Raw genomic sequence first — 23,110 nt, 5'->3', positions numbered from 1 at the left:
GAGGATATTAATAATGGTTACAAGTGTAAGGACTCAGCCCCCCGTCATAATGCCAGGTATGCAGACCGAGATCAAAACGCAGGCCACGAATCTTGCGGCGAATCTTTCCGCAGTCAGAGAAAGTGCCACAGCGACGCTGTCAGGGGAAATTAAAGGCCCGCAACTGGAAGATTTTCCCGCGCTGATCAAACAGGCGAGTCTGGATGCATTGTTTAAATGCGGGAAAGACGCTGAGGCGTTAAAAGAAGTTTTTACCAATTCAAATAATGTCGCCGGTAAGAAAGCGATAATGGAGTTTGCCGGGCTCTTTCGTTCAGCGCTCAACGCCACCAGTGATTCTCCTGAGGCGAAGACGCTACTGATGAAGGTGGGGGCAGAGTATACCGCGCAAATCATAAAAGATGGCCTGAAAGAAAAGTCAGCTTTTGGGCCATGGCTGCCAGAAACAAAGAAAGCGGAAGCGAAGCTGGAAAACCTGGAAAAGCAGCTGTTAGATATTATCAAAAATAACACTGGCGGTGAATTAAGTAAATTATCGACGAATCTTGTTATGCAGGAGGTGATGCCCTATATTGCCAGCTGCATTGAACATAACTTTGGCTGTACGTTAGATCCGTTAACCCGCAGCAATCTTACGCACCTTGTTGACAAAGCGGCGGCGAAGGCTGTTGAGGCGCTTGATATGTGCCACCAAAAATTAACGCAAGAGCAGGGTACCAGCGTAGGACGGGAAGCCCGGCACCTTGAAATGCAAACGTTGATACCCCTGCTGCTACGTAATGTTTTTGCACAAATTCCTGCAGATAAACTGCCTGACCCTAAAATTCCGGAGCCTGCGGCTGGACCAGTACCTGATGGTGGGAAAAAAGCAGAACCTACGGGTATTAATATCAATATTAATATTGATAGCAGTAACCATAGCGTGGATAACAGTAAGCATATTAACAATAGCCGAAGCCATGTCGATAATAGCCAGCGCCATATCGATAATAGCAACCATGATAATAGCCGGAAGACGATTGATAATAGCCGAACATTTATTGATAACAGCCAACGCAATGGCGAGTCACACCATTCGACTAACAGCAGCAACGTAAGTCATAGTCATTCGCGTGTGGATTCGACTACGCATCAAACGGAGACGGCACACAGCGCCAGCACAGGGGCAATTGACCATGGCATCGCGGGTAAAATTGACGTCACGGCTCATGCGACGGCAGAGGCTGTGACCAACGCTTCATCCGAAAGTAAAGATGGAAAGGTGGTCACGTCAGAAAAGGGCACTACGGGTGAAACAACCTCTTTTGATGAAGTCGATGGCGTAACCAGCAAGAGCATTATCGGCAAGCCGGTACAGGCCACGGTGCACGGCGTTGATGATAATAAACAGCAAAGCCAGACGGCAGAGATTGTGAATGTGAAGCCGCTTGCCAGTCAACTGGCTGGCGTCGAGAATGTTAAAACCGATACCTTACAATCAGACACGACGGTAATTACAGGTAATAAAGCCGGTACGACCGATAATGATAATAGTCAGACAGATAAGACTGGCCCATTTTCTGGTTTGAAGTTTAAGCAAAATAGTTTCCTCTCAACAGTACCGAGCGTTACGAATATGCATTCAATGCATTTCGACGCCCGTGAGACGTTTTTGGGTGTGATACGTAAAGCCCTGGAGCCAGATACCTCCACACCGTTCCCTGTACGCAGAGCGTTTGACGGCTTGCGTGCGGAAATATTACCCAATGACACGATAAAGAGTGCAGCGTTGAAAGCGCAATGTAGCGATATTGACAAGCACCCAGAATTGAAAGCGAAAATGGAGACTCTCAAAGAGGTCATTACTCATCATCCACAAAAAGAAAAACTGGCTGAGATTGCACTGCAGTTTGCCAGAGAGGCGGGGCTGACCAGGCTAAAAGGGGAAACTGACTATGTGTTAAGTAATGTGCTGGACGGCCTTATCGGAGACGGTAGCTGGCGAGCTGGCCCGGCTTACGAGTCATACCTGAATAAACCTGGCGTGGATCGGGTTATTACTACCGTTGATGGCTTGCACATGCAGCGTTAATTAACCGGGAAAGATGCGATGAATATGGATATTGAAGCAAGAGTCAAAAAAGTGATCACCTCTTGTATTGCCGTTGATGTTGATAGTATCAATGGTCAGACCCATCTGGTTGAGGATCTTTACGCTGACTCATTGGATTTAATTGATATTGTATTTGGTCTTAGTGAGGAGTTTGACATTAGTTGCAATGAAAACGATCTTCCTGATATGATGACCTTTGCGGATATATGCCGTGTTGTTAAAAAAAGTCTTGAGTCCAGGGTGTAGTATTTTTCTCTCGCTTGACAACAATTGAATAAGATTAATTGTTATGAAAATCATCACACATGTAGTACCCGGTTCAGGTATGGCTGCAATATATGATGATATTGCTGACAGTTCGCGTTTTGTTATTAAAGGCAAGTTACGTCATGTTGAAAATGATCCGAAGGAGCTGCTGATATGTGTTCCGATGCGTAGTGAATGGCTATTCTACTGGATTAAAGGAGAGAAATATTGCGCCCGGCGATGGGCGCGAAAAAGTATCAAGACATTGTGTAACCAGATTAAATTTGAAGAAGCAATCTTATAAAAGATATAATTCAAGAGGAAAGTAAATTGCAAGCACACCAGGATATTATCGCTAATATTGGTGAGAAATTGGGTTTACCGCTCACTTTTGACGACAACAATCAGTGCTTATTATTACTCGATAGCGATATTTTTACGTCTATTGAAGCTAAAGATGATATCTGGTTATTGAACGGTATGATTATACCGTTATCGCCTGTTTGTGGCGATTCTATCTGGCGGCAGATTATGGTGATTAATGGTGAACTGGCTGCGAATAATGAAGGTACGTTAGCGTATATTGATGCCGCAGAGACGTTGTTGCTTATACATGCAATTACCGATCTGACAAATACTTACCATATTATATCGCAGCTTGAGTCATTTGTGAATCAGCAGGAAGCGCTCAAAAACATACTGCAGGAATATGCTAAAGTATGAGGAGAGAAAATTGAATAATTTAACGTTGTCTTCGTTTTCAAAAGTTGGTGTGTCGAATGATGCCCGACTTTATATTGCTAAGGAAAATACTGATAAGGCATATGTTGCGCCTGAAAAATTTTCGTCAAAAGTATTAACCTGGCTTGGAAAAATGCCGTTATTTAAAAACACTGAAGTGGTGCAAAAACATACGGAAAATATCAGAGTACAGGACCAAAAGATTTTACAGACATTTCTCCATGCACTAACGGAAAAATATGGGGAAACAGCGGTTAATGACGCACTGTTAATGTCCCGTATAAATATGAACAAACCCCTTACCCAACGTTTAGCAGTGCAGATCACGGAGTGTGTAAAAGCTGCTGACGAAGGGTTTATAAACCTTATTAAGAGCAAGGATAATGTTGGTGTCAGGAATGCCGCTTTAGTCATAAAAGGCGGCGATACAAAAGTGGCAGAAAAAAATAACGATGTTGGAGCAGAAAGTAAGCAACCTTTACTCGATATCGCGCTAAAGGGACTTAAAAGAACATTACCGCAACTGGAACAAATGGATGGAAATAGCCTGCGAGAAAACTTCCAGGAGATGGCTTCAGGTAACGGCCCGCTGCGTTCATTAATGACGAATTTACAGAATTTAAATAAAATTCCAGAGGCTAAACAACTTAATGATTATGTTACAACGTTAACAAATATTCAGGTCGGTGTAGCCCGGTTCTCACAATGGGGAACCTGTGGAGGAGAGGTTGAGAGGTGGGTTGATAAAGCCTCTACTCATGAATTAACCCAGGCTGTAAAAAAAATTCACGTTATTGCTAAAGAACTGAAAAATGTTACAGCTGAACTTGAGAAAATAGAAGCCGGCGCGCCAATGCCACAGACGATGAGCGGACCGACACTGGGCCTGGCACGATTTGCGGTCAGCAGCATTCCAATTAATCAGCAAACCCAGGTGAAACTGAGCGATGGAATGCCTGTGCCAGTGAATACGTTAACTTTTGACGGTAAGCCTGTGGCATTAGCCGGTTCGTACCCAAAAAATACGCCGGATGCGCTGGAAGCGCATATGAAAATGCTTCTTGAAAAAGAATGCTCGTGCCTGGTGGTGTTAACGTCGGAAGATCAGATGCAGGCAAAACAATTACCACCCTATTTCAGAGGGAGCTACACCTTTGGCGAGGTGCATACCAACAGCCAAAAAGTGAGCTCAGCCAGTCAGGGAGAAGCGATAGACCAATACAATATGCAACTGTCCTGCGGGGAAAAGCGGTATACAATCCCGGTATTGCATGTGAAAAATTGGCCAGATCACCAGCCGTTACCGTCTACGGATCAGTTAGAATACCTGGCGGATAGGGTGAAAAATAGTAACCAAAATGGCGCGCCGGGGCGTAGTTCATCAGATAAGCATTTACCGATGATTCATTGTCTGGGCGGAGTGGGAAGAACCGGAACGATGGCGGCGGCCCTTGTACTTAAGGATAATCCTCATAGTAATCTGGAGCAGGTACGTGCAGATTTCCGGGATTCACGGAACAATAGAATGCTGGAAGACGCCTCACAGTTTGTACAACTAAAAGCAATGCAAGCCCAGTTGCTTATGACGACGGCAAGCTGATAAAAACATAGCTTACTTTTAGAACTATCTGAAAGTAAGCTATTTCTGTATAATTATTTGTTTGCCGCGATAGAAAGTCTTTTGTTTTTCTCTTCTGCTGACATTCCTTTTAATTTTCTGTAATTCTCCCAAATTTTTTTAGCATAACGTTTCCTTATATCCGATCGTTTCGGCGACGTCCCGGCATTATAAGCGCCAACGGCCTCCCAGCTATAACCGTAGATTTTCATCATATCTGATAAAATGGAGGCGCCCACAATGACAGAAATGCAGGGGTCCTGTAACAACTGTTTTTCACTAATCCCCATTTTTTTCAGCCTTTTCATATGGAAGCTGTTAATTTGCATCAGGCCAAGATCGGTTGAACCATCTCGGTTATGACCAATGGCGCCAGGTTTCATCGCCGATTCCTGCTGGGCGATAGCGTAAAGTAGTTCGGATTCAATATTGAACATTTTTTCAGCCTGAAGCCAGCAATCAGCCCATGCCGTATTTATGCTAAGCAACCAGATTACGATGATAAAAAAATAATGCATATCTCCTCTCTCAGATTTTACCGTAATTTAATCAAGCGGGGATCCTGTTTCCATCTTTTGAACCAAATATTGTCTTCGTTTTTAAATTTATTCCACATTTTCTCGGCAATAGCTTCGCCGTGGGCAACCAGCACTAACGGTAATAATCCCGGATTATTATCTATACGCTGTTCACTTTCCAGAAATTCTCTTATCGTCGGTAAGGCACGCTCACTATTCTGACAATATTCAGCGTAAAGAAGATTAACAGCAATAAGTCCTGTTATTTCCTGCGTGGATATTTCTTTAGTTAATTTTCGTGCCAGTTCATGTTTACCTTTAAGCGAAAGAAACATAACCTGCATACTTAATAATATTGGATTATCCTGCAGGTGTTGTGAGCGTAATTCATCGCCTAAACGTATAGCATCATCAATACCGGTATGATAATAGGTAATCCACAGCTTAGTGATCCCTGCGGCTGCGCGCGTTGGGTCCAATTTTAAACACTCGTTAATCGTTTGTAAGGCCTCCTCCAACTGACCAGCCATGAAAAGATTCCAGCCATAATAATATTTAATATCTGCAGAAATGGGCGAAAGTAAGTTAGCTTGTTTGAATAGCAAACTCCCGACGATGTATTCTGAGTGAATCGTATTAATTAGCCCCAGTAATCCTAAAGCTTGTGGATTATTGTGGTCCAGCTCTGTCGCCTTAATCGCATGTTCTTTAGCTTTGATCATAGCGTTTTGTTTATCAAAAATCCCCATTTGCGCCATGCTGAGGTAGCATTCTGCCAGCGCACAGTAAGGCGCAATGCTGTTTGGCGACATGTTAACGCATTGAGTCAGCAATTTAAGCGCTTGCTGTAAGCTATAGGGGGTGTATTGATTTAACTCATGCTTACCGCGTAAGTAAACCATAGTACTGTCAATCGAATTTAGCTCGCTAATCTGCTTTGTGTCCCAGCGAAGTCCGGGAATACATCTGAGCAAAAGATTCGCAATTTTGTTTTGCAAGAGAGAAGCGGGTTGGTGTTCTATCAACTTAATGCTTTCCTGGTGCAGCAGGTGATAACCTTTAACCCGAACTATCTCAATCTGTACAATATTATCATTACCATCGGGTATCATCTGCCCGGAGATATAATAATCGGGGCGTAATTGATCCATGAGCTCAAGAATATCCTTAACACTGCGGCAGTTCTTCGTAATGGTCACCGGCAGCACGCTCAGGCCAAAGGGCGCATACTGCGATAATCCCTTCACGATAGAGTAATGCAGACTCTCGGATTGAACCTGATCCTGCATCTGAAAAGGAAGTATCGCCAATGTATGAGTCGTAGGTTGCGGCGCTGGCGGAGACACCACTACGACCGGACGATTAAACCGATAGCCCTGTCCGTACAGTGTTTCAATGTAACGATGCTCTTTATCTTCCGACAGAATACGTCGTAAGGCATAAATACAGCGGGTAAGAGATTCTTCGTTAACTTCCGCGTCGCCCCATACCTGGTCCAGTAAGGTGTTTTTACTCACAATCTCGCCGGCGGCTTCGAGCAGGATGACCAGAACGGCATATTCTTTTGGCGGAATATTGACTTTCTTTTCTGAGCGTAGCAGGGAGCCGTCCATGTTGAGTATGAAATCATCAAAGACGAATTTTTTATTCGATACAGGAACAGGATTAAAATGTGGCATGATAATAGTGTATTCTCTTACAGGGTGAAAAGTTATAATAACTAATACAAGTCGTTAGGATAGAATCTACTGTTTCAGTAATTCTGCTGTTAGTACTAACGGTCAGGTTGAGCTTTTATTATGAGCTTAATGTCATATTCTACGGGCTCGGGTTTATATGTTTTTAACATTTGATTATTTAGCTTATGCCTGTGCTTTAAATAACTGACATGTTGGTAATAATATTGTTATAACTAACTGTGATTATCGAATGGACGCTGCCGTATATCCTGGTGCAGAGAGAGTCAGCGCCGGGCATCTAAATATTTACATATTTAACTTGGCCTCATTGCAATAGAGATTAGTTTTGTAGCTATCTTACTGCATTTTTTTGGGGTGTAAATGCTGCTTATTATATCTTCATGGTTAATGGTCTGATAATTACACCATCAGAACCATTTTTCTCGAAGATTTCCACTAAATGACCATTCGTTGAAAGTTTAAGAGTGTAATTTGTCTTAGGTTCCAAAATATAAATGAAAGACTGTTTTTAATGGTGCGCTTATTTTTATATTTTTTTGCAAAATAATGATATCGTCTTTTCTTTACTCCCTTCAGTTATAGCGTCAAAAAGGCAGGAGGGTTATGAGCAGTATCATCCTCAGGCTGGCTCCAGGCATTATATCGATATCAGGAGGAAGAGAGGAGGTATGCCTGGCAGAAAGCTAACAAGCGTGACTGTTTCGGTATAAACCGTTCAGGCAAATAGTTCTCAGAGGGAACGGATGATGTATAAATATGAATAAAATGCCGGCCTTAATCCACAGGGTTAAAGCCGGAAGGAGATAGTGTCATCTGGACGAATTCTTACGCTGTGAATAAGGCAATATCGTTTTACCAGTCATCATAGCGATGACAAGTTCACAAAAATCGTGTTATATAATCAGCCTTACTTTAAATTACCATAGATATCAGTATAAGCTGTCTTCCGGACAGAACAATGATATTGAATAGCCTCCCATCCTGATAGAGCGTGTTAATGCGCAGTCTGAATTTTAAATTATTACAATTTTAATAAAAATCTTTACTTAAGTGACAGATACAAAAAATGTTAATGGTTCGCCATTTTTATGAATGTCGATGGCGTAGTTTTAAAATATTTTTTGAAACATTGAATGAAGTAGGACGTGCTATCATAACCACATTTTAATGCTACAGCATTAACATTATGGTTGCCTATGCGTAAAAGTTTTGCTGCCTGATTCATTCTTGCCGATAAGTAGATGTCGCTAAAGCTGGTACCTTCTTCTGCAAGTTTCCGTTTGAGCGTTGACGTACTCATAAATATATGATCGGCAACATCCGTAAGCTTCCACTGTCTACTGGGTGACGAAGATATAATGTTGTAAACGCGCTCCTTTAACGTTATCTGAGCCGAGCTAAGGATGATCTCATAACTCTCCGGGAGTCGGAGAAAAGCAGTAAGCAGGAACAGCAGAAAATAAGGAATTAACTCTTCATTTTCAATACAACTTTTGTTGTTACAGTTACTGCAACCTTTGCTTGTATCCTTCGTACAGGAGAACGCCGTTTTCAGATGTTCAAATACCTCTCTTCTGGCAGGAAAGTCAGGCGTATAGAAGATCTTCTGCGCTTTCTCTGTGGGTACCGCCATTTTGGTTTGCTGCTCGTTTGGGATAAGTGCATAGAGAGCGCCAAGTCGTTGCGTCGGTATCTCGAGTATATCGAAATCCATGTGGCCATTGACCTCTTCAAGCGTCACGTTAACTACCTGCTCTTTTTTGAGCACCAACATCCCAGGTTCGTCACAGTAAATCGTATCGTGATTATTGCTAATCGTCAGTTTACCGCTCCGAAAGCAAACTAAAGTGAAACTGCTTACATAAAGATTTTTGATGGTAACCTGCTGAGTCTGACTTTTAATTTGCTGCCGGGTATTTGTCAAAAGTGATTTTAATTTCTGTAAGTTATCTGCGGCAGGACGCTGATGACTATTACTTACAAAGGTTACATTTTCCATATTATCCCTTTGTTGATGTTATTTTAATGTTCCTTACTGGTATCCTACTGAAAAAATCTGAGTTGTAAATGCTCTTTATTAGCGTGTGTTGGCAATGGTCTGATTGTTACACCAAAAGAACCCAAATTTGGGTAATTTATCTACAGTAGTTTAAGCCCCAATGGGGATGATGGTTCTTTTAATATGTGTTGAGACGCATTATACAGAATAAATTGATTTTATTTCTCACTTTTCATTCTATTTTCATCAGGAATCCCTGTGTCCTGTGCGGTAATCTGCTGCTATCGAGAACGACAGACATCGCTAACAGTATATATGGAAACATCAAAAGAGAAGACGATAACAAGCCCAGGGCCATACATAGTTCGATTACTTAACAGCTCACTGAACGGCTGTGAGTTTCCATTGCTGACAGGCCGAACACTCTTTGTGGTAGGTCAGAGTGATGCGCTCACTGCTTCAGGTCAACTCCCTGATATACCTGCCGATAGCTTTTTTATCCCGCTGGACCATGGCGGAGTAAATTTTGAAATCCAGGTGGATACGGATGCGACCGAAATTATACTCCATGAGCTGAAAGAAGGAAATTCTGAATCTCGTTCGGTGCAATTAAATACGCCAATACAGGTCGGTGAATTGCTTATCCTGATTCGCCCGGAAAGCGAGCCGTGGGTGCCCGAGCAGCCTGAGAAGTTAGAAACGTCTGCAAAAAAGAACGAGCCGCGTTTTAAAAACGGAATTGTAGCAGCACTGGCCGGGTTTTTTATATTGGGAATTGGGACTGTGGGGACGTTATGGATACTTAACTCGCCGCAGCGGCAGGCCGCAGAGCTCGATTCGTTATTGGGGCAGGAGAAGGAGCGTTTTCAGGTGTTGCCAGGCCGGGACAAAATGCTCTATGTCGCTGCGCAAAATGAAAGAGATACGTTGTGGGCTCGTCAGGTTTTAGCGAGGGGCGATTATGATAAAAATGCGCGAGTGATTAACGAAAACGAAGAAAATAAGCGTATCTCTATCTGGCTGGATACCTATTATCCGCAGCTGGCTTATTATCGGATTCATTTCGATGAGCCGCGTAAACCCGTTTTCTGGCTAAGCCGCCAGCGAAACACGATGAGCAAGAAAGAGCTCGAGGTGTTAAGTCAAAAGCTGAGAGCGCTAATGCCTTACGCGGATTCGGTTAACATCACGTTGATGGACGATGTTACCGCAGCAGGCCAGGCGGAAGCGGGGCTAAAACAGCAGGCGTTACCTTATTCCCGCAGGAATCATAAGGGGGGCGTAACGTTTGTTATTCAGGGGGCGCTCGATGATGTAGAAATACTCAGAGCCCGTCAATTTGTCGATAGCTATTACCGCACATGGGGAGGACGCTATGTGCAGTTTGCGATCGAATTAAAAGATGACTGGCTCAAGGGGCGCTCATTTCAGTACGGGGCGGAAGGTTATATCAAAATGAGCCCAGGCCATTGGTATTTCCCAAGCCCACTTTAATTTAACGTAAATAAGGAAGTCATTATGGCAACACCTTGGTCAGGCTATCTGGATGACGTCTCAGCAAAATTTGATACGGGCGTTGATAATCTACAAACGCAGGTAACAGAGGCGCTGGATAAATTAGCAGCAAAACCCTCCGATCCGGCGCTACTGGCGGCGTATCAGAGTAAGCTCTCGGAATATAACTTGTACCGTAACGCGCAATCGAACACGGTAAAAGTCTTTAAGGATATTGATGCTGCCATTATTCAGAACTTCCGTTAATCAGTTATAAGGTGGATTATGTCGATTGCAACTATTGTCCCTGAGAATGCCGTTATAGGGCAGGCGGTCAATATCAGGTCTATGGAAACGGACATTGTCTCGCTGGATGACCGGCTACTCCAGGCTTTTTCTGGTTCGGCGATTGCCACGGCTGTGGATAAACAGACGATTACCAACAGGATTGAGGACCCTAATCTGGTGACGGATCCTAAAGAGCTGGCTATTTCGCAAGAGATGATTTCAGATTATAACCTGTATGTTTCTATGGTCAGTACCCTTACTCGTAAAGGAGTCGGGGCTGTTGAAACGCTATTACGCTCATGATTCGTCGATATCTATATACTTTTCTGCTGGTAATGACCCTTGCCGGCTGTAAGGATAAGGATCTTTTAAAAGGACTGGACCAGGAACAGGCTAATGAGGTCATTGCCGTTCTGCAAATGCACAATATAGAGGCGAATAAAATTGATAGCGGAAAATTGGGCTATAGCATTACCGTTGCTGAGCCTGATTTTACCGCTGCGGTGTACTGGATTAAAACTTATCAGCTTCCTCCCCGGCCACGGGTGGAAATAGCGCAGATGTTCCCGGCGGATTCGCTGGTATCGTCTCCGCGAGCTGAAAAGGCCAGGTTATATTCGGCTATTGAACAGCGACTGGAACAGTCATTACAGACGATGGAGGGCGTGCTCTCCGCCAGGGTCCATATTAGTTATGATATTGATGCTGGTGAAAATGGCCGCCCGCCAAAACCTGTTCATCTGTCGGCATTAGCCGTATATGAACGAGGTTCGCCGCTTGCGCATCAGATCAGCGATATCAAGCGTTTCTTAAAGAATAGTTTTGCCGATGTGGATTATGACAACATTTCTGTTGTGTTGTCAGAACGTTCTGATGCCCAATTACAGGCTCCCGGCACACCAGTAAAACGTAATTCTTTTGCAACCAGTTGGATTGTTTTGATTATTTTGTTATCCGTGATGTCAGCAGGCTTTGGCGTCTGGTATTACAAAAACCATTATGCCCGCAATAAGAAAGGCATAACGGCTGATGATAAGGCGAAATCGTCAAATGAATAGGCAGCCATTACCCATTATCTGGCAAAGAATCATTTTTGATCCGTTATCGTATATCCATCCTCAGCGGTTGCAGATAGCGCCGGAAATGATTGTCAGACCCGCCGCCAGGGCGGCGGCAAATGAGTTAATACTGGCGGCATGGCGGCTTAAGAACGGAGAAAAGGAGTGTATTCAAAACTCACTGACGCAGCTGTGGCTGCGTCAGTGGCGCCGACTGCCGCAAGTAGCGTATTTACTCGGTTGCCATAAACTGAGAGCCGATCTGGCAAGGCAGGGAGCCTTGCTTGGCCTGCCGGATTGGGCGCAAGCATTTTTGGCAATGCATCAGGGAACAAGTTTATCTGTCTGCAATAAGGCGCCGAATCACCGGTTTTTACTTAGCGTCGGGTATGCACAGTTAAATGCCCTAAATGAATTTTTACCTGAATCTTTAGCACAGCGTTTTCCTTTGCTTTTTCCTCCATTTATTGAGGAGGCATTGAAGCAGGATGCTGTAGAAATGTCAATTTTGCTACTGGCCTTACAATATGCTCAAAAATATCCCAATACCGTCCCCGCTTTCGCCTGTTGAGGGGATACTGATAAAGCGTAAAACGCTGGAACGTTATTTCTCTATTGAAAGATTAGAACAGCAGGCGCATCAACGGGCTAAGCGTATTTTGCGAGAGGCGGAAGAAGAGGCAAAGACCTTGCGGATGTACGCCTATCAGGAAGGTTACGAGCAGGGAATGATAGACGCGTTACAGCAGGTCGCCGCTTATCTTACTGATAATCAGACAATGGCCTGGAAGTGGATGGAAAAAATACAGATTTATGCCCGCGAGTTATTTTCAGCTGCGGTCGACCATCCCGAAACGCTTTTAACCGTCCTGGATGAGTGGCTAAGGGATTTCGATAAGCCTGAGGGGCAACTTTTTTTAACACTGCCAGTTAATGCGAAAAAAGATCACCAAAAACTGATGGTGTTGCTTATGGAGAACTGGCCAGGCACTTTTAATCTTAAATATCACCAGGAACAGCGCTTTATCATGAGTTGCGGCGATCAGATCGCAGAATTTTCACCTGAACAATTTGTTGAAACGGCAGTAGGCGTCATTAAGCATCATCTTGATGAACTTCCACAAGACTGCCGGACAATTTCTGATAACGCCATTAACGCACTTATTGATGAATGGAAGACAAAAACGCAAGCGGAGGTTATAAGGTGATACCGGGTACGATTCCGACTTCTTATTTGGTCCCGACAGCAGATACTGAAGCGACGGGTGTGGTTTCGTTGAGTGCCAGGGCCGCTATGCTGAATAATATGGATAGCGCGCCTTTAAGCAATGGCGGCGACGTTGATCTTTATGATGCATTCTACCAACGACTTTTGGCGCTTCCTGAGTCAGCCTCTTCTGAAACGCTTAAAGATAGCATTTATCAAGAGATGAATGCCTTCAAAGATCCTAACAGTGGTGATTCGGCTTTTGTTTCTTTTGAGCAGCAAACGGCTATGCTACAAAACATGTTAGCAAAAGTTGAACCGGGCACCCATTTATATGAGGCTTTAAACGGGGTATTAGTTGGTTCAATGAACGCACAGTCACAAATGACCTCCTGGATGCAGGAGATTATTTTATCGGGCGGGGAAAACAAAGAGGCAATTGACTGGTGAACCCCCATTGCTGGCGATTTGTGATAAGGTATGGTGTATATATCAGCAAATAATGCAGAAAATGCACCATGCCAGTGTGTCTATCTTATTGATGTATATGGATTATTAAGATGTCTGCCAGCCGTTTTATTCTGAAATGATTATATTAATATTGTAAGCTTTCATTACAAAATTGTGCATAAAGTTTGTAAGGGTATCTTTTTGTGACGAAATGAACGCGCGTTGGAATGTAATTATTGGCTATAATAATAAAAAAATCGGATTTAAATCATCTCTGTGAGTTTTAATTATTTGTTTATAAGAATATAACGATTTTGAGTTCCTTATAGCACACAGGATAAAATATGGTATTGCCTTCAATGAATAAATCAGTTGAGGCCATTAGCAATAATCACCTTCAACAGCCGAACAAATTTCCATTAATAAATGGATTAGCTGACGTAAGAGACTATTATGTCGCAAACTGCTTATTGTTTAAACTTAATAAAGGCAGTTTGCGAATTGAAAACGAATTTGGGGAGTTCATCGAACGATCTGCGCCGTGTTTATTTTTATTGGAAAAAGATCAAACAATCACGCTTAGTATGAGCGAAATAGAAGGGCATATTGATTTTTCTTCACTGGAAGTTTCCTATGACTTAATGCAAAAATTCTACAAAGTTTTTTACAGTACAAGAAACTATAATGATCGAGAGCTATCATTAAAAACGAAACCAAAGTATTTTTTTCATGCGGACTTGTTGCCAGGGATGAGTGATACTTTTGACTCTATTTTGCATGGTGTGGCATGTCCACGGGTTTGTAGTAATGTGAGTATTGATGATCATGATTATTCATATTTCTCATTGATGTATCTTATATCGGCATTTGTACGTAAGCCCGGTGGGTTTGATTTCCTTGAGCGAGCAATAAAAATTACGACAAAAGAGAAAGTTTATAACATTATTATCAGCGATCTCACCCGCAAATGGTCACAGGCTGAGGTGGCAGGAAAGCTGTTTATGAGCGTATCAAGTCTGAAGCGAAAACTGGCCGCTGAAGAGGTGAGTTTTAGTAAAATATACCTGGATGCTCGTATGAATCAGGCTATAAAATTATTACGTATGGGGGCTGGAAATATTTCACAAGTCGCGACGATGTGTGGCTATGATACGCCTTCTTATTTTATCGCTATTTTTAAACGGCATTTTAAGATTACACCGCTTAGCTTTATGCGTACAATGAACCATTGATTTGTGAAATTATTTTAAACGTTACTATCTGTTTGCGTTACAGATACCAAATATTTTTTTAATCGTAGTGTATATTTCAGTATCGCTACACCAGTGATATGTAGTTAATGAAAGGGAATCGAAAGCGTTCATTGTCAGACATACATGGCCACCAGGCGCCGGGCAATCGTTGTACTCTAAGAGATTACAGTAAAGTAAAACAGCAAATTTAATCATTATCAGATTTGTAAAAGGAATTCATTTCGGTAACGACATTGCGCATGTAATAACGTATCTGGTCTTATTACCTTTGTAGTAAGAAGGCGTTATCTACTTGCGCAGTAGTCGCCCAGGAAGAAAAATCATTACCGAAGCTGTGGTCAGTTTTCAAAAAAGGATAAATAAATGAGAAATGTAATTATATACGGTATTAACTGGACTAATTGTTATGCCCTACAGTCTATTTTTAAGCAAAAATATCCGGAAAAGTGCGTTAAAACGTGTAACTCATTAACTGCACTTTTGCATTCCCTATCCGATATGCCGGACGCCGGGCTGATTTTAGCTTTGAACCCGCATGAGCATGTTTATCTTTTTCATGCGTTGCTGACGCGGTTGCAGAACCGTAAAGTTTTGGTAGTGGCAGATCGCTTGTATTATATCGATCGCTGTGTGCTGCAATATTTTGGCGTTATGGATTATGTTTTAAAAGACGAACTATCCTGCGCTATCCGCTCGGAGCGAGAGAAGCTCCGTCTTCCGGAAGCCTGGCTGCGTTTCTGCCACAGGCCACAAAAGAAAACCGTGGCTGCTACGTATGCTTTTAATGCCGGCGAGACGCCGGAAGAGGTATTGTTTAATATCAATCAATACGCCTGGTGGAATCTACCTCCCGGTGTCACGCAGGCGAAATATGCGCTGCTGATATTATTATCCTCCGGACATCCGGCAATTGAACTGGCGAAAAAATTTGGTCTGGGAACAAAAACCGTCAGTATTTATCGTAAGAAGGTTATGTATCGTTTGGGGATGGACTCTTCACCGCTATCGCTGTTCCGGGGACTGAAACTAGACGCGCATTTACAGCGCACTGCTTTTGCACATAACCCTGCTGTACCTGACGATAATTGCGCGTTACCGATTGCGGTAGGAATGAATTAAAATATTTTTTATCATTTATGACCATGTGTTGAGCTTTTATTATAAAAAAGATTTTTTGAGTAGTAATTCTTATATATAATCATCCGGAGGTGGTTGGTAGCCTGGCTCAATCATTGAGGCATATTTTTGCAGGCAATATATTAAATCTGAAAAGTTAAAGATGATATTTTCGGTGCAGGAGCTATCATGTGGAGGGAAAAGTATGCTAAGTCCTACGACTCGTAATATGGGGGCGAGTTTATCGCCTCAGCCTGACGTCAGCGGGGAGCTAAACACCGAAGCATTGACCTGTATTGTTGAGCGTCTGGAAAGTGAAATTATAGATGGCAGCTGGATTCATATCAGTTACGAGGAAACCGATCTCGAAATGATGCCTTTTCTTGTTGCACAGGCCAATAAGAAGTATCCAGAGTTAAATCTTAAATTTGTTATGTCAGTCCATGAGCTTGTTTCCTCTATAAAGGAGACCAGAATGGAAGGCGTTGAATCTGCCCGATTTCTCGTAAATATGGGAAGTTCAGGTATCCATATTTCAGTCGTCGATTTTAGAGTTATGGACGGAAAGACATCGGTGATTTTGTTCGAACCAGCAGCGTGTAGCGCTTTTGGACCTGCTTTACTGGCGTTGAGGACCAAAGCAGCTCTTGAACGTGAACAACTGCCTGATTGTTATTTTGCTATGGTCGAGCTGGACATTCAACGAAGCTCTTCTGAATGCGGTATTTTTAGCCTGGCGCTCGCCAAAAAACTTCAGCTTGAATTTATGAACTTAGTAAAAATTCATGAAGATAATATTTGTGAACGTCTGTGTGGTGAAGAACCTTTTCTCCCGTCCGATAAAGCAGACCGCTATCTGCCGGTGAGTTTTTACAAACATACTCAAGGCGCACAACGATTAAATGAATATGTGGAGGCCAATCCGGCGGCGGGAAGCAGTATAGTAAACAAAAAGAATGAAACGCTTTATGAGCGATTCGATAACAATGCCGTTATGCTAAACGATAAAAAACTCTCTATATCCGCTCATAAAAAAAGGATAGCTGAATATAAGTCTTTACTTAAACCGTAATGAAATTATAAGGTTGCCTGCCAGAGGAAATCCTTCCAGCGCCATAAGACTACTCTATATTATGACCGTATGTTTCCTGAATAGCAGGCAAAAAAGTGTTAACCTTGCGCCTCTGGTACGATTTCATTACGCCTGTCGCGCCATGTTGCGTAAATAAATGCCGCAATAAACACGATGGCAAATAATACCACGATGGTCGGCGCTGGCGCGCTATCAAGATAAAAAGACAGATAAACGCCCGCAAAAGCGGTAATAACTGACAGACTCACCGCTAATCCCAGCGCGCGCGCAAAGCGTCGCGTCAGCAAAATGGCAATTGCGCCGGGGGCGATAAGCAGTGAGATTGACAGAATAATGCCCACCGATTTCAGCGTGGCGACGATAGTCAGCGCAATCATACATAGCAGGCCATAATGCAGTAGTGTGGTATTCAGCCCGCTGGCTTTCGCCTGGTGCGGGTCAAAAGCGTGTAGCAGGAGATCTTTCCATTTCAGCCCTATGATTAACGCAATACCCAGTGCAATAACTGACGTTTGTACGATATCCCCCAGCGATACGCCCAGCATATCCCCAAACAGGATGTGATCCAGATGCACTTCCGATTGAATAGAAACATAGAGCACCAGACCTGCGCCAAACATCCCGGAAAAGACGATGCCCATCACCGTATCACGTTTGATGCGGCTGTTATCGTCCAGATAGCCGGTGGCGATAGCGCAAAATAATCCGGCAATGAAAGCGCCAATCGCCAGGGGGATCCCCACAATATATGCCAGCACGACCCCGGGGAATACCGCATGACTCATTGCATCGCCCATTAACGCCCAGCCTTTTAACACTAAAAACACGGACAGTAAGGCGCAGGGAATCGCCACAATGACCGAAACCATAAGGGCGTTCACCATAAAATCAAACTGAAAGGGTTCCAGTAACGTTGTTAAGAACATGTCGGCTCCTTCTGCAGGCGGGCGCGTCGACGGTTGGCTAACAGACCGTGTTTCGGGGCGAAAATAAAGGCTGTGATGAACAGTAAGGTTTGCATGACGACAATAATTCCACCCGTGGCGCCATCCAGCCAGTAGCTAAGCCATGCGCCCAGAAAACTGGTCAGGCTGCCAATCACGACGGCAATCATGAGCAGACGTGGAAAACGGTCGGTGAGTAACCAGGCCGTCGCGCCCGGCGTGACGACGAGACAGATCACCAGGAACGCCCCAACGGTTTGCAGGGCCGCCACGGTAGAGACGGACAATAGAGTGAAAAACAACAGCTTTAGTCGACCCGGATTAAGCCCGATAGAACGCGCATGGGTTTCATCGAAAAAGACGACCATCAGATCTTTCCACTTTAACAGCAGAATCGTCAGCGAGACTGCGCCGATAATCGCCAGTTGCGCAATATCCGCTGGTGCGATCGCCAGCACGTTGCCGAGAATAATCGTCTGGATATTCACCGACATCGGATTGAGCGACACCATAAAAAGGCCGACGCCAAAAAAAGAGGAGAAGATAAGCCCGATAATCGCGTCTTCTTTCAGGCGTGAGCGTTGGTTAAGAAAGAGCATACTGCCTGCCGCCAGTCCGCCGGAAAGAAACGCGCCGAGCGAGAAGGGCAGCCCTAACATCCAGGCGCCAGCGACGCCAGGCACAATAGAGTGAGATAGCGCATCGCCAATGAGCGACCAGCCTTTGAGCATCAAATAGCAGGAGAGAAACGCGCACAGACCGCCCACCATCGCGGAGACCCACATCGCGTTGAGCATATACTGGTAGCCAAACGGCTCAACAAGCCAGTTCATGACGATTTTCCTCCGCTGGCCACGCGCCGGGAAATAAAGGGGCGCTCGTCATCGGTGATGATGTGCTCTTCACCTCCGCTTAACGCGATATGACGTAGAACGCCGCTAAACGCCTGTTCCAGATTCGCGGCGGTAAACGTGGTTTCGGTAGGGCCGCTGGCCAGTACGGTTCCTTTAATCATTACCGTATAGTCGCAAAACTCGGTGACGGAGCCGAGATTATGCGTTGAGACCAGCATCGTGCGGCCTTCATCGCGCAGTTCCCGCAGTAGATCGATGATTCGCGCTTCGGTTTTTACATCCACGCCGGTAAAAGGTTCATCCAGCAGGATCACCTGTCCATCCTGAGCGATGGCCCTGGCAAGAAACACACGTTTTTTCTGCCCGCCGGACAGCTCGCCAATCTGCCTGTGACGATACTCCTGCATATCCACCCGCGCCAGCGCGGCGTCAACACAGGCGTGATCATGCGCAGTGGGACGGCGTAGCCAGCCCATATGGCCGTAGCGTCCCATCATCACCACATCTTCTACCAGCACCGGAAATGACCAGTCCACTTCTTCCGATTGCGGAACATAAGCAATGAGGTTTTTTTTCAGTGCCTTGTTGACTGACTGTTGCAGGATAGTGATATCGCCCTGCGCAAGATGCACAAAGCCCATTAACGCTTTAAATAACGTAGACTTACCGGAACCATTTACGCCTACCAGCGCGGCGATTGAACCGCCAGGCACCTGAAAAGTGGCGTCCCGTAGGGCGGTATGACCGTTGCGATACGTCACCGTGACTTGATCAACGGTAATCGCAGATTGACTCATTGTTGACTCCTCAGTCCGTCGTTAATGCCGTTGACGATGGTTTCGGTCGTGACGCGCAGCAGATCCAGATAGGTTGGCACAGGGCCGTCAGCGGCGCTCAGAGAATCGACATACAGCACGCCGCCATAATGCGCGCCGGATTCACGCGCGACCTGACGGGCCGGTTTATCGGAAACCGTACTCTCGCTAAAGATGGCGGGAATATGGTGCTTTTTAATGGTATCAATCACTTTACGCACCTGTTTTGGCGTCCCCTGTTGATCGGCGTTAATTGGCCAGAGATAAAGCTCTTTCATGTCGTTATCGCGCGCCAGGTAAGAGAACGCGCCTTCACTGGTGACCAACCAGCGCTGATCGGCGGGAATTTTTTCCAGTTCGGCACGCAACGGATCGGCCATCTGGCGAATTTTCGCTTTATAGCGTTCGGCATTTTGCTTATAGATCTGCGCATTATCCGGATCGTACTTCACCAGGGCGTCGCGAATGTTATCGACATAAATCAGCGCGTTTTCTGCCGACATCCAGGCGTGCGGGTTCGGTTTACCGTTATACGGGCCTTCGGTAATGCCCATCGGTTTGACGCCGGTGGAGACGACGACTTCCGGCACGCCGGAAAGGTGCTGATAAAAGCGGGCGAACCATCGCTCCAGGTTCAGACCATTCGCGAGGATAAGCTGTGCCCCCTGCGCTCGTTTAATATCGCCGGGCGTTGGCTGATACTCATGGATTTCAGCGCCGGGTTTGGTAATCGAGCTGACTTCCGCTGCGTCGCCCGCCACGTTTTTCGCCATGTCGGCAATAACGGTAAACGTGGTGATAACTTTAAATTTCTCTTTTGCATAGGCTGGCGATAGCGCGAGTATCGCGACAATACCGGCAATCAGGAGTGTTTTCAGACGATGTAGATTCGTCATAGTATCCCTCGCAACAATGTGGTTAATTAATCATCGAATATAGCCTTTGCTATGTTATATAGCACAAGGTATGGATAAATGAAAATAATTCTTATTTGCGAAATGGCGACAATATGCAGTGATAGTGCTAAAGAGGGATAAGGTGTAAAATAAATACACCTTAATGTTCGGAGAGAGCACGATGCCTGGTAAACGTATCGCTCGTGAAAAACTGACGATCAAAAAAATGATCGCGCTGTATGAAAGCCAGTGCCCACAGGCGTCAACGGTGCAGGGGCATTACGACGCGCTGTTCGCCTACGCGCAAAAACGTCTTGATAAATGCGTATTTGGCGAGGAAAAACCCGCCTGTAAGCAGTGCCCGGTGCACTGCTATCAGCCGGCTAAACGCGAGGAGATGAAGCAGATTATGCGTTGGGCAGGTCCGCGAATGCTTTGGCGGCATCCTGTCCTGACCGTGCGGCACCTTATCGACGATAAGCGCCCCGTTCCGGAATTGCCGGAAAAATATCAGCGCAAGAAGTGAAGGGGAAGCGCCAGGCCTACGGCGCGCATCATCTCCAGGCCGGATCAGATCCGGCAACCCGTTACGCTAACGCGTCTTTATCAATACCCAATCGCTTCATACGCGACAGCAGGGTGGTTCGTTTAAGCCCCAGACGCTGCGCCGCGCCTTTTGGTCCAGCCACTACGCCATTGGTCTCTTTCAGCACGCGTATAATAAGCTGATATTCATCTTCGCCTTCTTTGTCGCTTTCAGTCGCAACAGGCGAGGTATCGGGCGTTACGGCGGTAATATCCGGCAGCGACAGTTGTAGCACATTGCCGCGCGTCAGCAGCACGGCGCGCTCGACGACATTCTCCAGCTCGCGAACGTTCCCCGGCCATTCCATGCTGCTAAGCGTGCGCAGCGTTTCGGCGGGAATGCTGTCGATATTACGCCCCATTCGGCGGGCGATTTTGAAAGTGAACGCTTTGACCAGTAGTGGAATATCTTCCGGACGTTCGCGCAACGGAGGAAGCTGGATCGGAAAAACATTCAGCCGATAGTAGAGATCGTTACGGAATTCGCGATCGGCGACCATTTTTTTCAGATCGCGGTTAGTCGCGGCGATCAGCCGCACGTCGGTCTGGATCAGTTTATTGCTGCCGAGACGTTCAAACTCTTGCTCCTGAAGGACGCGCAGCAGCTTAGGCTGTAGCTCCAGCGGCATGTCGCCCACTTCATCCAGAAACAGCGAGCTTTTATCCGCCAGCTCGAAACGGCCAATCCGCTGCGCGCTGGCGCCGGTAAACGCGCCGCGCTCATGACCAAACAGATCGCTTTCCAGCAGCCCCGCCGGCATCGCGGCGCAGTTCATCTTTACCATCCTGCGCCCGCTACGTCCGCTCAGGTTGTGAATGGCGCGGGCAATCAACTCTTTACCGGTTCCCGTTTCGCCCAGAATCAGCACGGTACTGTCGCTCTGCGCCACCATCTCAACCTGCTTTAGCACGTTGTACATCGCTTCGCTGCGTCCGATGATCTCGCCAAACTCGCTGTCGACGTTATTAAGCTGTTCCGTGAGCGCCAGGTTTTCGTCGACCAGGCGTTCCTTCAGTCGGTGGATTTCCTGATAGGCCAGCGCATTATCCACGGCAATGGCTACCCGTTCGGCAATCTGACGCAGCAGCTTGAGGTTGGCGGTGGTAAACACTTTTTCTTCGCACTGGGCCAGTTTGAGCACGCCAAGCATCGTCTTGCCGGACATCAACGGCAGCAGGCAAAGCGTCTGGATCTGATTGCCCCAGGTATCGAACAGCATGCGTTCGTAGGGGGCAAGCGGATCGCGTTCGTTGAGGTTGATAAGCAGCATCTCTTTACTTTTAAAGACGCGCTCCGTGAGCGTGCCGGCTTCGTCGACTTCGCTCTGTTCGTGCGCCGGATGATGCTCATCAAGGTAGTGGGTGGAGTAGATATTCAGCTTATTTTTGCGATGGCTGCGCAACACGATGCTGATCGCGTCGATATTGAAATAGTGGTGAATCTCTTTTGCGACTTCGCTTACCAGTTCATCAATATCCAGACGCGACAGGACGGCGTTGGTAATCGCAACCAGAATACGGAAGTTATCGCGTTCGCGGCACAACAGATCATAATCGACGTTATTGTTTACCCGGTTTTGAATTTGCTCGGCGACCACGCCGACAATTTGGGTAAACGTATGCAGACGGTCATATTCCTTTTCACTCCAGGGGCGATCTTCCTGACGGATGAATTCGCAGCCGCCGAAAATACGGCCCTCCGCGGCTAAAGGAAGCAGACAGTAATGACCAAATTCAGGGTAGAGGCCGCTCGCGGCAAGCTGCGGCCAGGTTTCGGTAAACTCATGGAAATTACAGTGCAATGCATCGGGGCGAGAAAGGATGCGACGTACCGGGCCGTGCGCCAGTACGGTTTCATCTTCATATTCAACAGGACGGCCATTTTCTCGCGTCGCATAATATTGTGCGCGTTGCGACTGCGCCTGCCATAGCACAATGCCGGCGCTGTCGGCGAGCGCTGAACGCTTTACCAGTTGCGAAAGCGCTTCACTGAGCGACGCCAAATCGGGCTGCTGCAATAAGGTACGAGTGATATCGAACAAGCCTTGCTGTCCAAGATCGCTCATGGGTGTATACGACATGTTGCTTTTCCAGGAAAATACCGCAAAACGGTGCGAAAACGGTAAATGAATTATAGGTATAA

Annotated in this window: 24 protein-coding genes and 21 other annotated features; of the genes, 16 read left to right on the top strand and 8 right to left on the bottom strand. The window is 45.6% G+C overall.

Annotation, left to right across the window (positions count from 1 at the left end; translation table 11 throughout):
* Positions 1-6: 6 nt before the first annotated feature.
* Positions 7-12, top strand: a ribosome-binding site (putative RBS for sipA; RegulonDB:STMS1H002944).
* From sipA to sptP, 5 genes are all read left to right on the top strand, one after another.
* Positions 7-2,071 (top strand): cell invasion protein gene (gene sipA / locus STM2882; protein NP_461803.1). Within the gene, positions 14-2,071 belong to an annotated coding region; the region does not span the whole gene. It overlaps the preceding feature by 6 nt.
* A 13-nt stretch (positions 2,072-2,084) precedes the next feature.
* Positions 2,085-2,090: a ribosome-binding site (putative RBS for iacP; RegulonDB:STMS1H002943), on the top strand.
* Positions 2,085-2,338 (top strand): putative acyl carrier protein gene (iacP, locus tag STM2881; protein NP_461802.1). Within the gene, positions 2,090-2,338 belong to an annotated coding region; the region does not span the whole gene. (Overlaps the previous feature by 6 nt.)
* Before the next feature lie 43 nt (positions 2,339-2,381).
* A complete protein-coding gene (locus STM2880) occupies positions 2,382-2,642 on the top strand; it encodes a putative cytoplasmic protein (protein NP_449260.1) in 261 nt (86 codons plus the stop codon).
* A 19-nt stretch (positions 2,643-2,661) separates the two neighbouring features.
* Positions 2,662-2,667 (top strand) — a ribosome-binding site (putative RBS for sicP; RegulonDB:STMS1H002942).
* The gene (gene sicP / locus STM2879; protein NP_461800.1) for a chaparone related to virulence occupies positions 2,662-3,061 on the top strand. Within the gene, positions 2,669-3,061 belong to an annotated coding region; the region does not span the whole gene. It overlaps the preceding feature by 6 nt.
* Positions 3,040-3,045: a ribosome-binding site (putative RBS for sptP; RegulonDB:STMS1H002941), on the top strand. Its footprint overlaps the gene before it by 6 nt.
* Positions 3,040-4,679 (top strand): protein tyrosine phosphate gene (sptP, locus tag STM2878; RefSeq protein ID NP_461799.1). Within the gene, positions 3,048-4,679 belong to an annotated coding region; the region does not span the whole gene. Before sicP ends, sptP begins: the two co-directional genes overlap by 22 nt.
* Before the next feature lie 53 nt (positions 4,680-4,732).
* On the opposite strand, the gene iagB is transcribed toward sptP, so the two are convergent.
* The 3 genes from iagB to hilD form a co-directional block, all read right to left on the bottom strand.
* The gene (gene iagB / locus STM2877) for a cell invasion protein (protein ID NP_461798.1) occupies positions 4,733-5,223 on the bottom strand. Within the gene, positions 4,733-5,215 belong to an annotated coding region; the region does not span the whole gene.
* Positions 5,218-5,223: a ribosome-binding site (putative RBS for iagB; RegulonDB:STMS1H002940), on the bottom strand. (Overlaps the previous gene by 6 nt.)
* 9 nt (positions 5,224-5,232) lie before the next feature.
* The gene (gene hilA / locus STM2876) for an invasion genes transcription activator (protein NP_461797.1) occupies positions 5,233-6,911 on the bottom strand. Within the gene, positions 5,233-6,894 belong to an annotated coding region; the region does not span the whole gene.
* Positions 6,906-6,911, bottom strand: a ribosome-binding site (putative RBS for hilA; RegulonDB:STMS1H002939). (Overlaps the previous gene by 6 nt.)
* Positions 6,912-7,984: 1,073 nt before the next feature.
* Positions 7,985-8,919, bottom strand: a protein-coding gene (gene hilD, locus STM2875) for a regulatory helix-turn-helix proteins, araC family (RefSeq protein ID NP_461796.1). Within the gene, positions 7,985-8,914 belong to an annotated coding region; the region does not span the whole gene.
* Positions 8,914-8,919 (bottom strand) — a ribosome-binding site (putative RBS for hilD; RegulonDB:STMS1H002938). It overlaps the preceding gene by 6 nt.
* A 310-nt stretch (positions 8,920-9,229) precedes the next feature.
* On the opposite strand from hilD, the gene prgH reads away from it, so the two are divergent.
* The 10 genes from prgH to avrA all read left to right on the top strand — a co-directional run bounded on the left by prgH (position 9,230) and on the right by avrA (position 16,852).
* Positions 9,230-10,408 (top strand): cell invasion protein, encoded by a 1,179-nt coding sequence (prgH, locus tag STM2874; protein ID NP_461795.1) that lies wholly within the window; start codon positions 9,230-9,232, stop codon positions 10,406-10,408.
* Positions 10,409-10,425: 17 nt separating this feature from the next.
* Positions 10,426-10,431, top strand: a ribosome-binding site (putative RBS for prgI; RegulonDB:STMS1H002937).
* Positions 10,426-10,675, top strand: a protein-coding gene (gene prgI / locus STM2873; RefSeq protein ID NP_461794.1) for a cytoplasmic cell invasion protein. Within the gene, positions 10,433-10,675 belong to an annotated coding region; the region does not span the whole gene. (Overlaps the previous feature by 6 nt.)
* Before the next feature lie 12 nt (positions 10,676-10,687).
* Positions 10,688-10,693 (top strand) — a ribosome-binding site (putative RBS for prgJ; RegulonDB:STMS1H002936).
* Positions 10,688-10,999, top strand: a protein-coding gene (gene prgJ, locus STM2872; protein ID NP_461793.1) for a cytoplasmic cell invasion protein. Within the gene, positions 10,694-10,999 belong to an annotated coding region; the region does not span the whole gene. It overlaps the preceding feature by 6 nt.
* Complete coding sequence (prgK, locus tag STM2871; RefSeq protein NP_461792.1) at positions 10,996-11,754, top strand: cell invasion protein; 759 nt, start codon at positions 10,996-10,998, stop codon at positions 11,752-11,754. Before prgJ ends, prgK begins: the two co-directional genes overlap by 4 nt.
* Positions 11,711-11,716, top strand: a ribosome-binding site (putative RBS for STM2870; RegulonDB:STMS1H002935). Its footprint overlaps the gene before it by 6 nt.
* Positions 11,711-12,325, top strand: a protein-coding gene (locus STM2870; protein ID NP_461791.1) for a putative inner membrane protein. Within the gene, positions 11,726-12,325 belong to an annotated coding region; the region does not span the whole gene. Before prgK ends, STM2870 begins: the two co-directional genes overlap by 44 nt.
* Positions 12,278-12,283: a ribosome-binding site (putative RBS for orgA; RegulonDB:STMS1H002934), on the top strand. Its footprint overlaps the gene before it by 6 nt.
* Positions 12,278-12,962 (top strand): putative flagellar biosynthesis/type III secretory pathway protein gene (orgA, locus tag STM2869; RefSeq protein ID NP_461790.1). Within the gene, positions 12,282-12,962 belong to an annotated coding region; the region does not span the whole gene. Before STM2870 ends, orgA begins: the two co-directional genes overlap by 48 nt.
* Positions 12,953-12,958: a ribosome-binding site (putative RBS for STM2868; RegulonDB:STMS1H002933), on the top strand. Its footprint overlaps the gene before it by 6 nt.
* The gene (locus tag STM2868) for a putative cytoplasmic protein (protein NP_461789.1) occupies positions 12,953-13,411 on the top strand. Within the gene, positions 12,959-13,411 belong to an annotated coding region; the region does not span the whole gene. Before orgA ends, STM2868 begins: the two co-directional genes overlap by 10 nt.
* Positions 13,412-13,748: 337 nt before the next feature.
* Positions 13,749-13,754: a ribosome-binding site (putative RBS for hilC; RegulonDB:STMS1H002932), on the top strand.
* Positions 13,749-14,643, top strand: a protein-coding gene (hilC, locus tag STM2867; protein NP_461788.1) for an araC family bacterial regulatory helix-turn-helix protein. Within the gene, positions 13,756-14,643 belong to an annotated coding region; the region does not span the whole gene. (Overlaps the previous feature by 6 nt.)
* 378 nt (positions 14,644-15,021) lie before the next feature.
* Positions 15,022-15,027: a ribosome-binding site (putative RBS for sprB; RegulonDB:STMS1H002931), on the top strand.
* The gene (gene sprB / locus STM2866) for a transcriptional regulator (protein ID NP_461787.1) occupies positions 15,022-15,783 on the top strand. Within the gene, positions 15,028-15,783 belong to an annotated coding region; the region does not span the whole gene. It overlaps the preceding feature by 6 nt.
* 157 nt (positions 15,784-15,940) lie before the next feature.
* Positions 15,941-15,946: a ribosome-binding site (putative RBS for avrA; RegulonDB:STMS1H002930), on the top strand.
* Positions 15,941-16,852, top strand: a protein-coding gene (gene avrA / locus STM2865) for a putative inner membrane protein (protein ID NP_461786.1). Within the gene, positions 15,944-16,852 belong to an annotated coding region; the region does not span the whole gene. It overlaps the preceding feature by 6 nt.
* A gap of 98 nt (positions 16,853-16,950) precedes the next feature.
* Here the strand turns inward: avrA and sitD are convergent.
* The 4 genes from sitD to sitA form a co-directional block, all read right to left on the bottom strand.
* Positions 16,951-17,806, bottom strand: a protein-coding gene (sitD, locus tag STM2864; protein NP_461785.1) for a fur regulated Salmonella iron transporter. Within the gene, positions 16,951-17,799 belong to an annotated coding region; the region does not span the whole gene.
* Positions 17,790-18,657 (bottom strand): fur regulated Salmonella iron transporter gene (sitC, locus tag STM2863; RefSeq protein NP_461784.1). Within the gene, positions 17,790-18,650 belong to an annotated coding region; the region does not span the whole gene. Before sitC ends, sitD begins: the two co-directional genes overlap by 17 nt.
* Positions 17,801-17,806: a ribosome-binding site (putative RBS for sitD; RegulonDB:STMS1H002929), on the bottom strand. Its footprint overlaps the gene before it by 6 nt.
* The gene (gene sitB, locus STM2862) for a fur regulated Salmonella iron transporter (protein NP_461783.1) occupies positions 18,647-19,476 on the bottom strand. Within the gene, positions 18,647-19,468 belong to an annotated coding region; the region does not span the whole gene. The genes sitC and sitB overlap by 11 nt, the downstream gene beginning before the upstream one ends.
* Positions 18,652-18,657: a ribosome-binding site (putative RBS for sitC; RegulonDB:STMS1H002928), on the bottom strand. Its footprint overlaps the gene before it by 6 nt.
* Positions 19,465-20,388, bottom strand: a protein-coding gene (gene sitA / locus STM2861; RefSeq protein ID NP_461782.1) for a fur regulated Salmonella iron transporter. Within the gene, positions 19,465-20,382 belong to an annotated coding region; the region does not span the whole gene. Before sitA ends, sitB begins: the two co-directional genes overlap by 12 nt.
* Positions 19,471-19,476, bottom strand: a ribosome-binding site (putative RBS for sitB; RegulonDB:STMS1H002927). (Overlaps the previous gene by 6 nt.)
* Positions 20,383-20,388, bottom strand: a ribosome-binding site (putative RBS for sitA; RegulonDB:STMS1H002926). It lies within the gene sitA.
* A 161-nt stretch (positions 20,389-20,549) precedes the next feature.
* Positions 20,550-20,555 (top strand) — a ribosome-binding site (putative RBS for ygbA; RegulonDB:STMS1H002925).
* Here sitA and ygbA point away from each other — a divergent pair.
* Positions 20,550-20,908 (top strand): putative cytoplasmic protein gene (gene ygbA / locus STM2860; RefSeq protein ID NP_461781.1). Within the gene, positions 20,564-20,908 belong to an annotated coding region; the region does not span the whole gene. (Overlaps the previous feature by 6 nt.)
* A 61-nt stretch (positions 20,909-20,969) precedes the next feature.
* On the opposite strand, the gene fhlA is transcribed toward ygbA, so the two are convergent.
* Positions 20,970-23,061, bottom strand: a protein-coding gene (fhlA, locus tag STM2859; protein NP_461780.1) for a formate hydrogen-lyase transcriptional activator for fdhF, hyc and hyp operons. Within the gene, positions 20,970-23,048 belong to an annotated coding region; the region does not span the whole gene.
* Positions 23,056-23,061 (bottom strand) — a ribosome-binding site (putative RBS for fhlA; RegulonDB:STMS1H002924). (Overlaps the previous gene by 6 nt.)
* Positions 23,062-23,110 lie beyond the last annotated feature (49 nt).

Source organism: Salmonella enterica subsp. enterica serovar Typhimurium str. LT2 (assembly GCF_000006945.2).
Taxonomy (GTDB): Bacteria; Pseudomonadota; Gammaproteobacteria; order Enterobacterales; family Enterobacteriaceae; genus Salmonella; species Salmonella enterica.
This window is presented reverse-complemented; position numbering and strand designations above follow the sequence as displayed.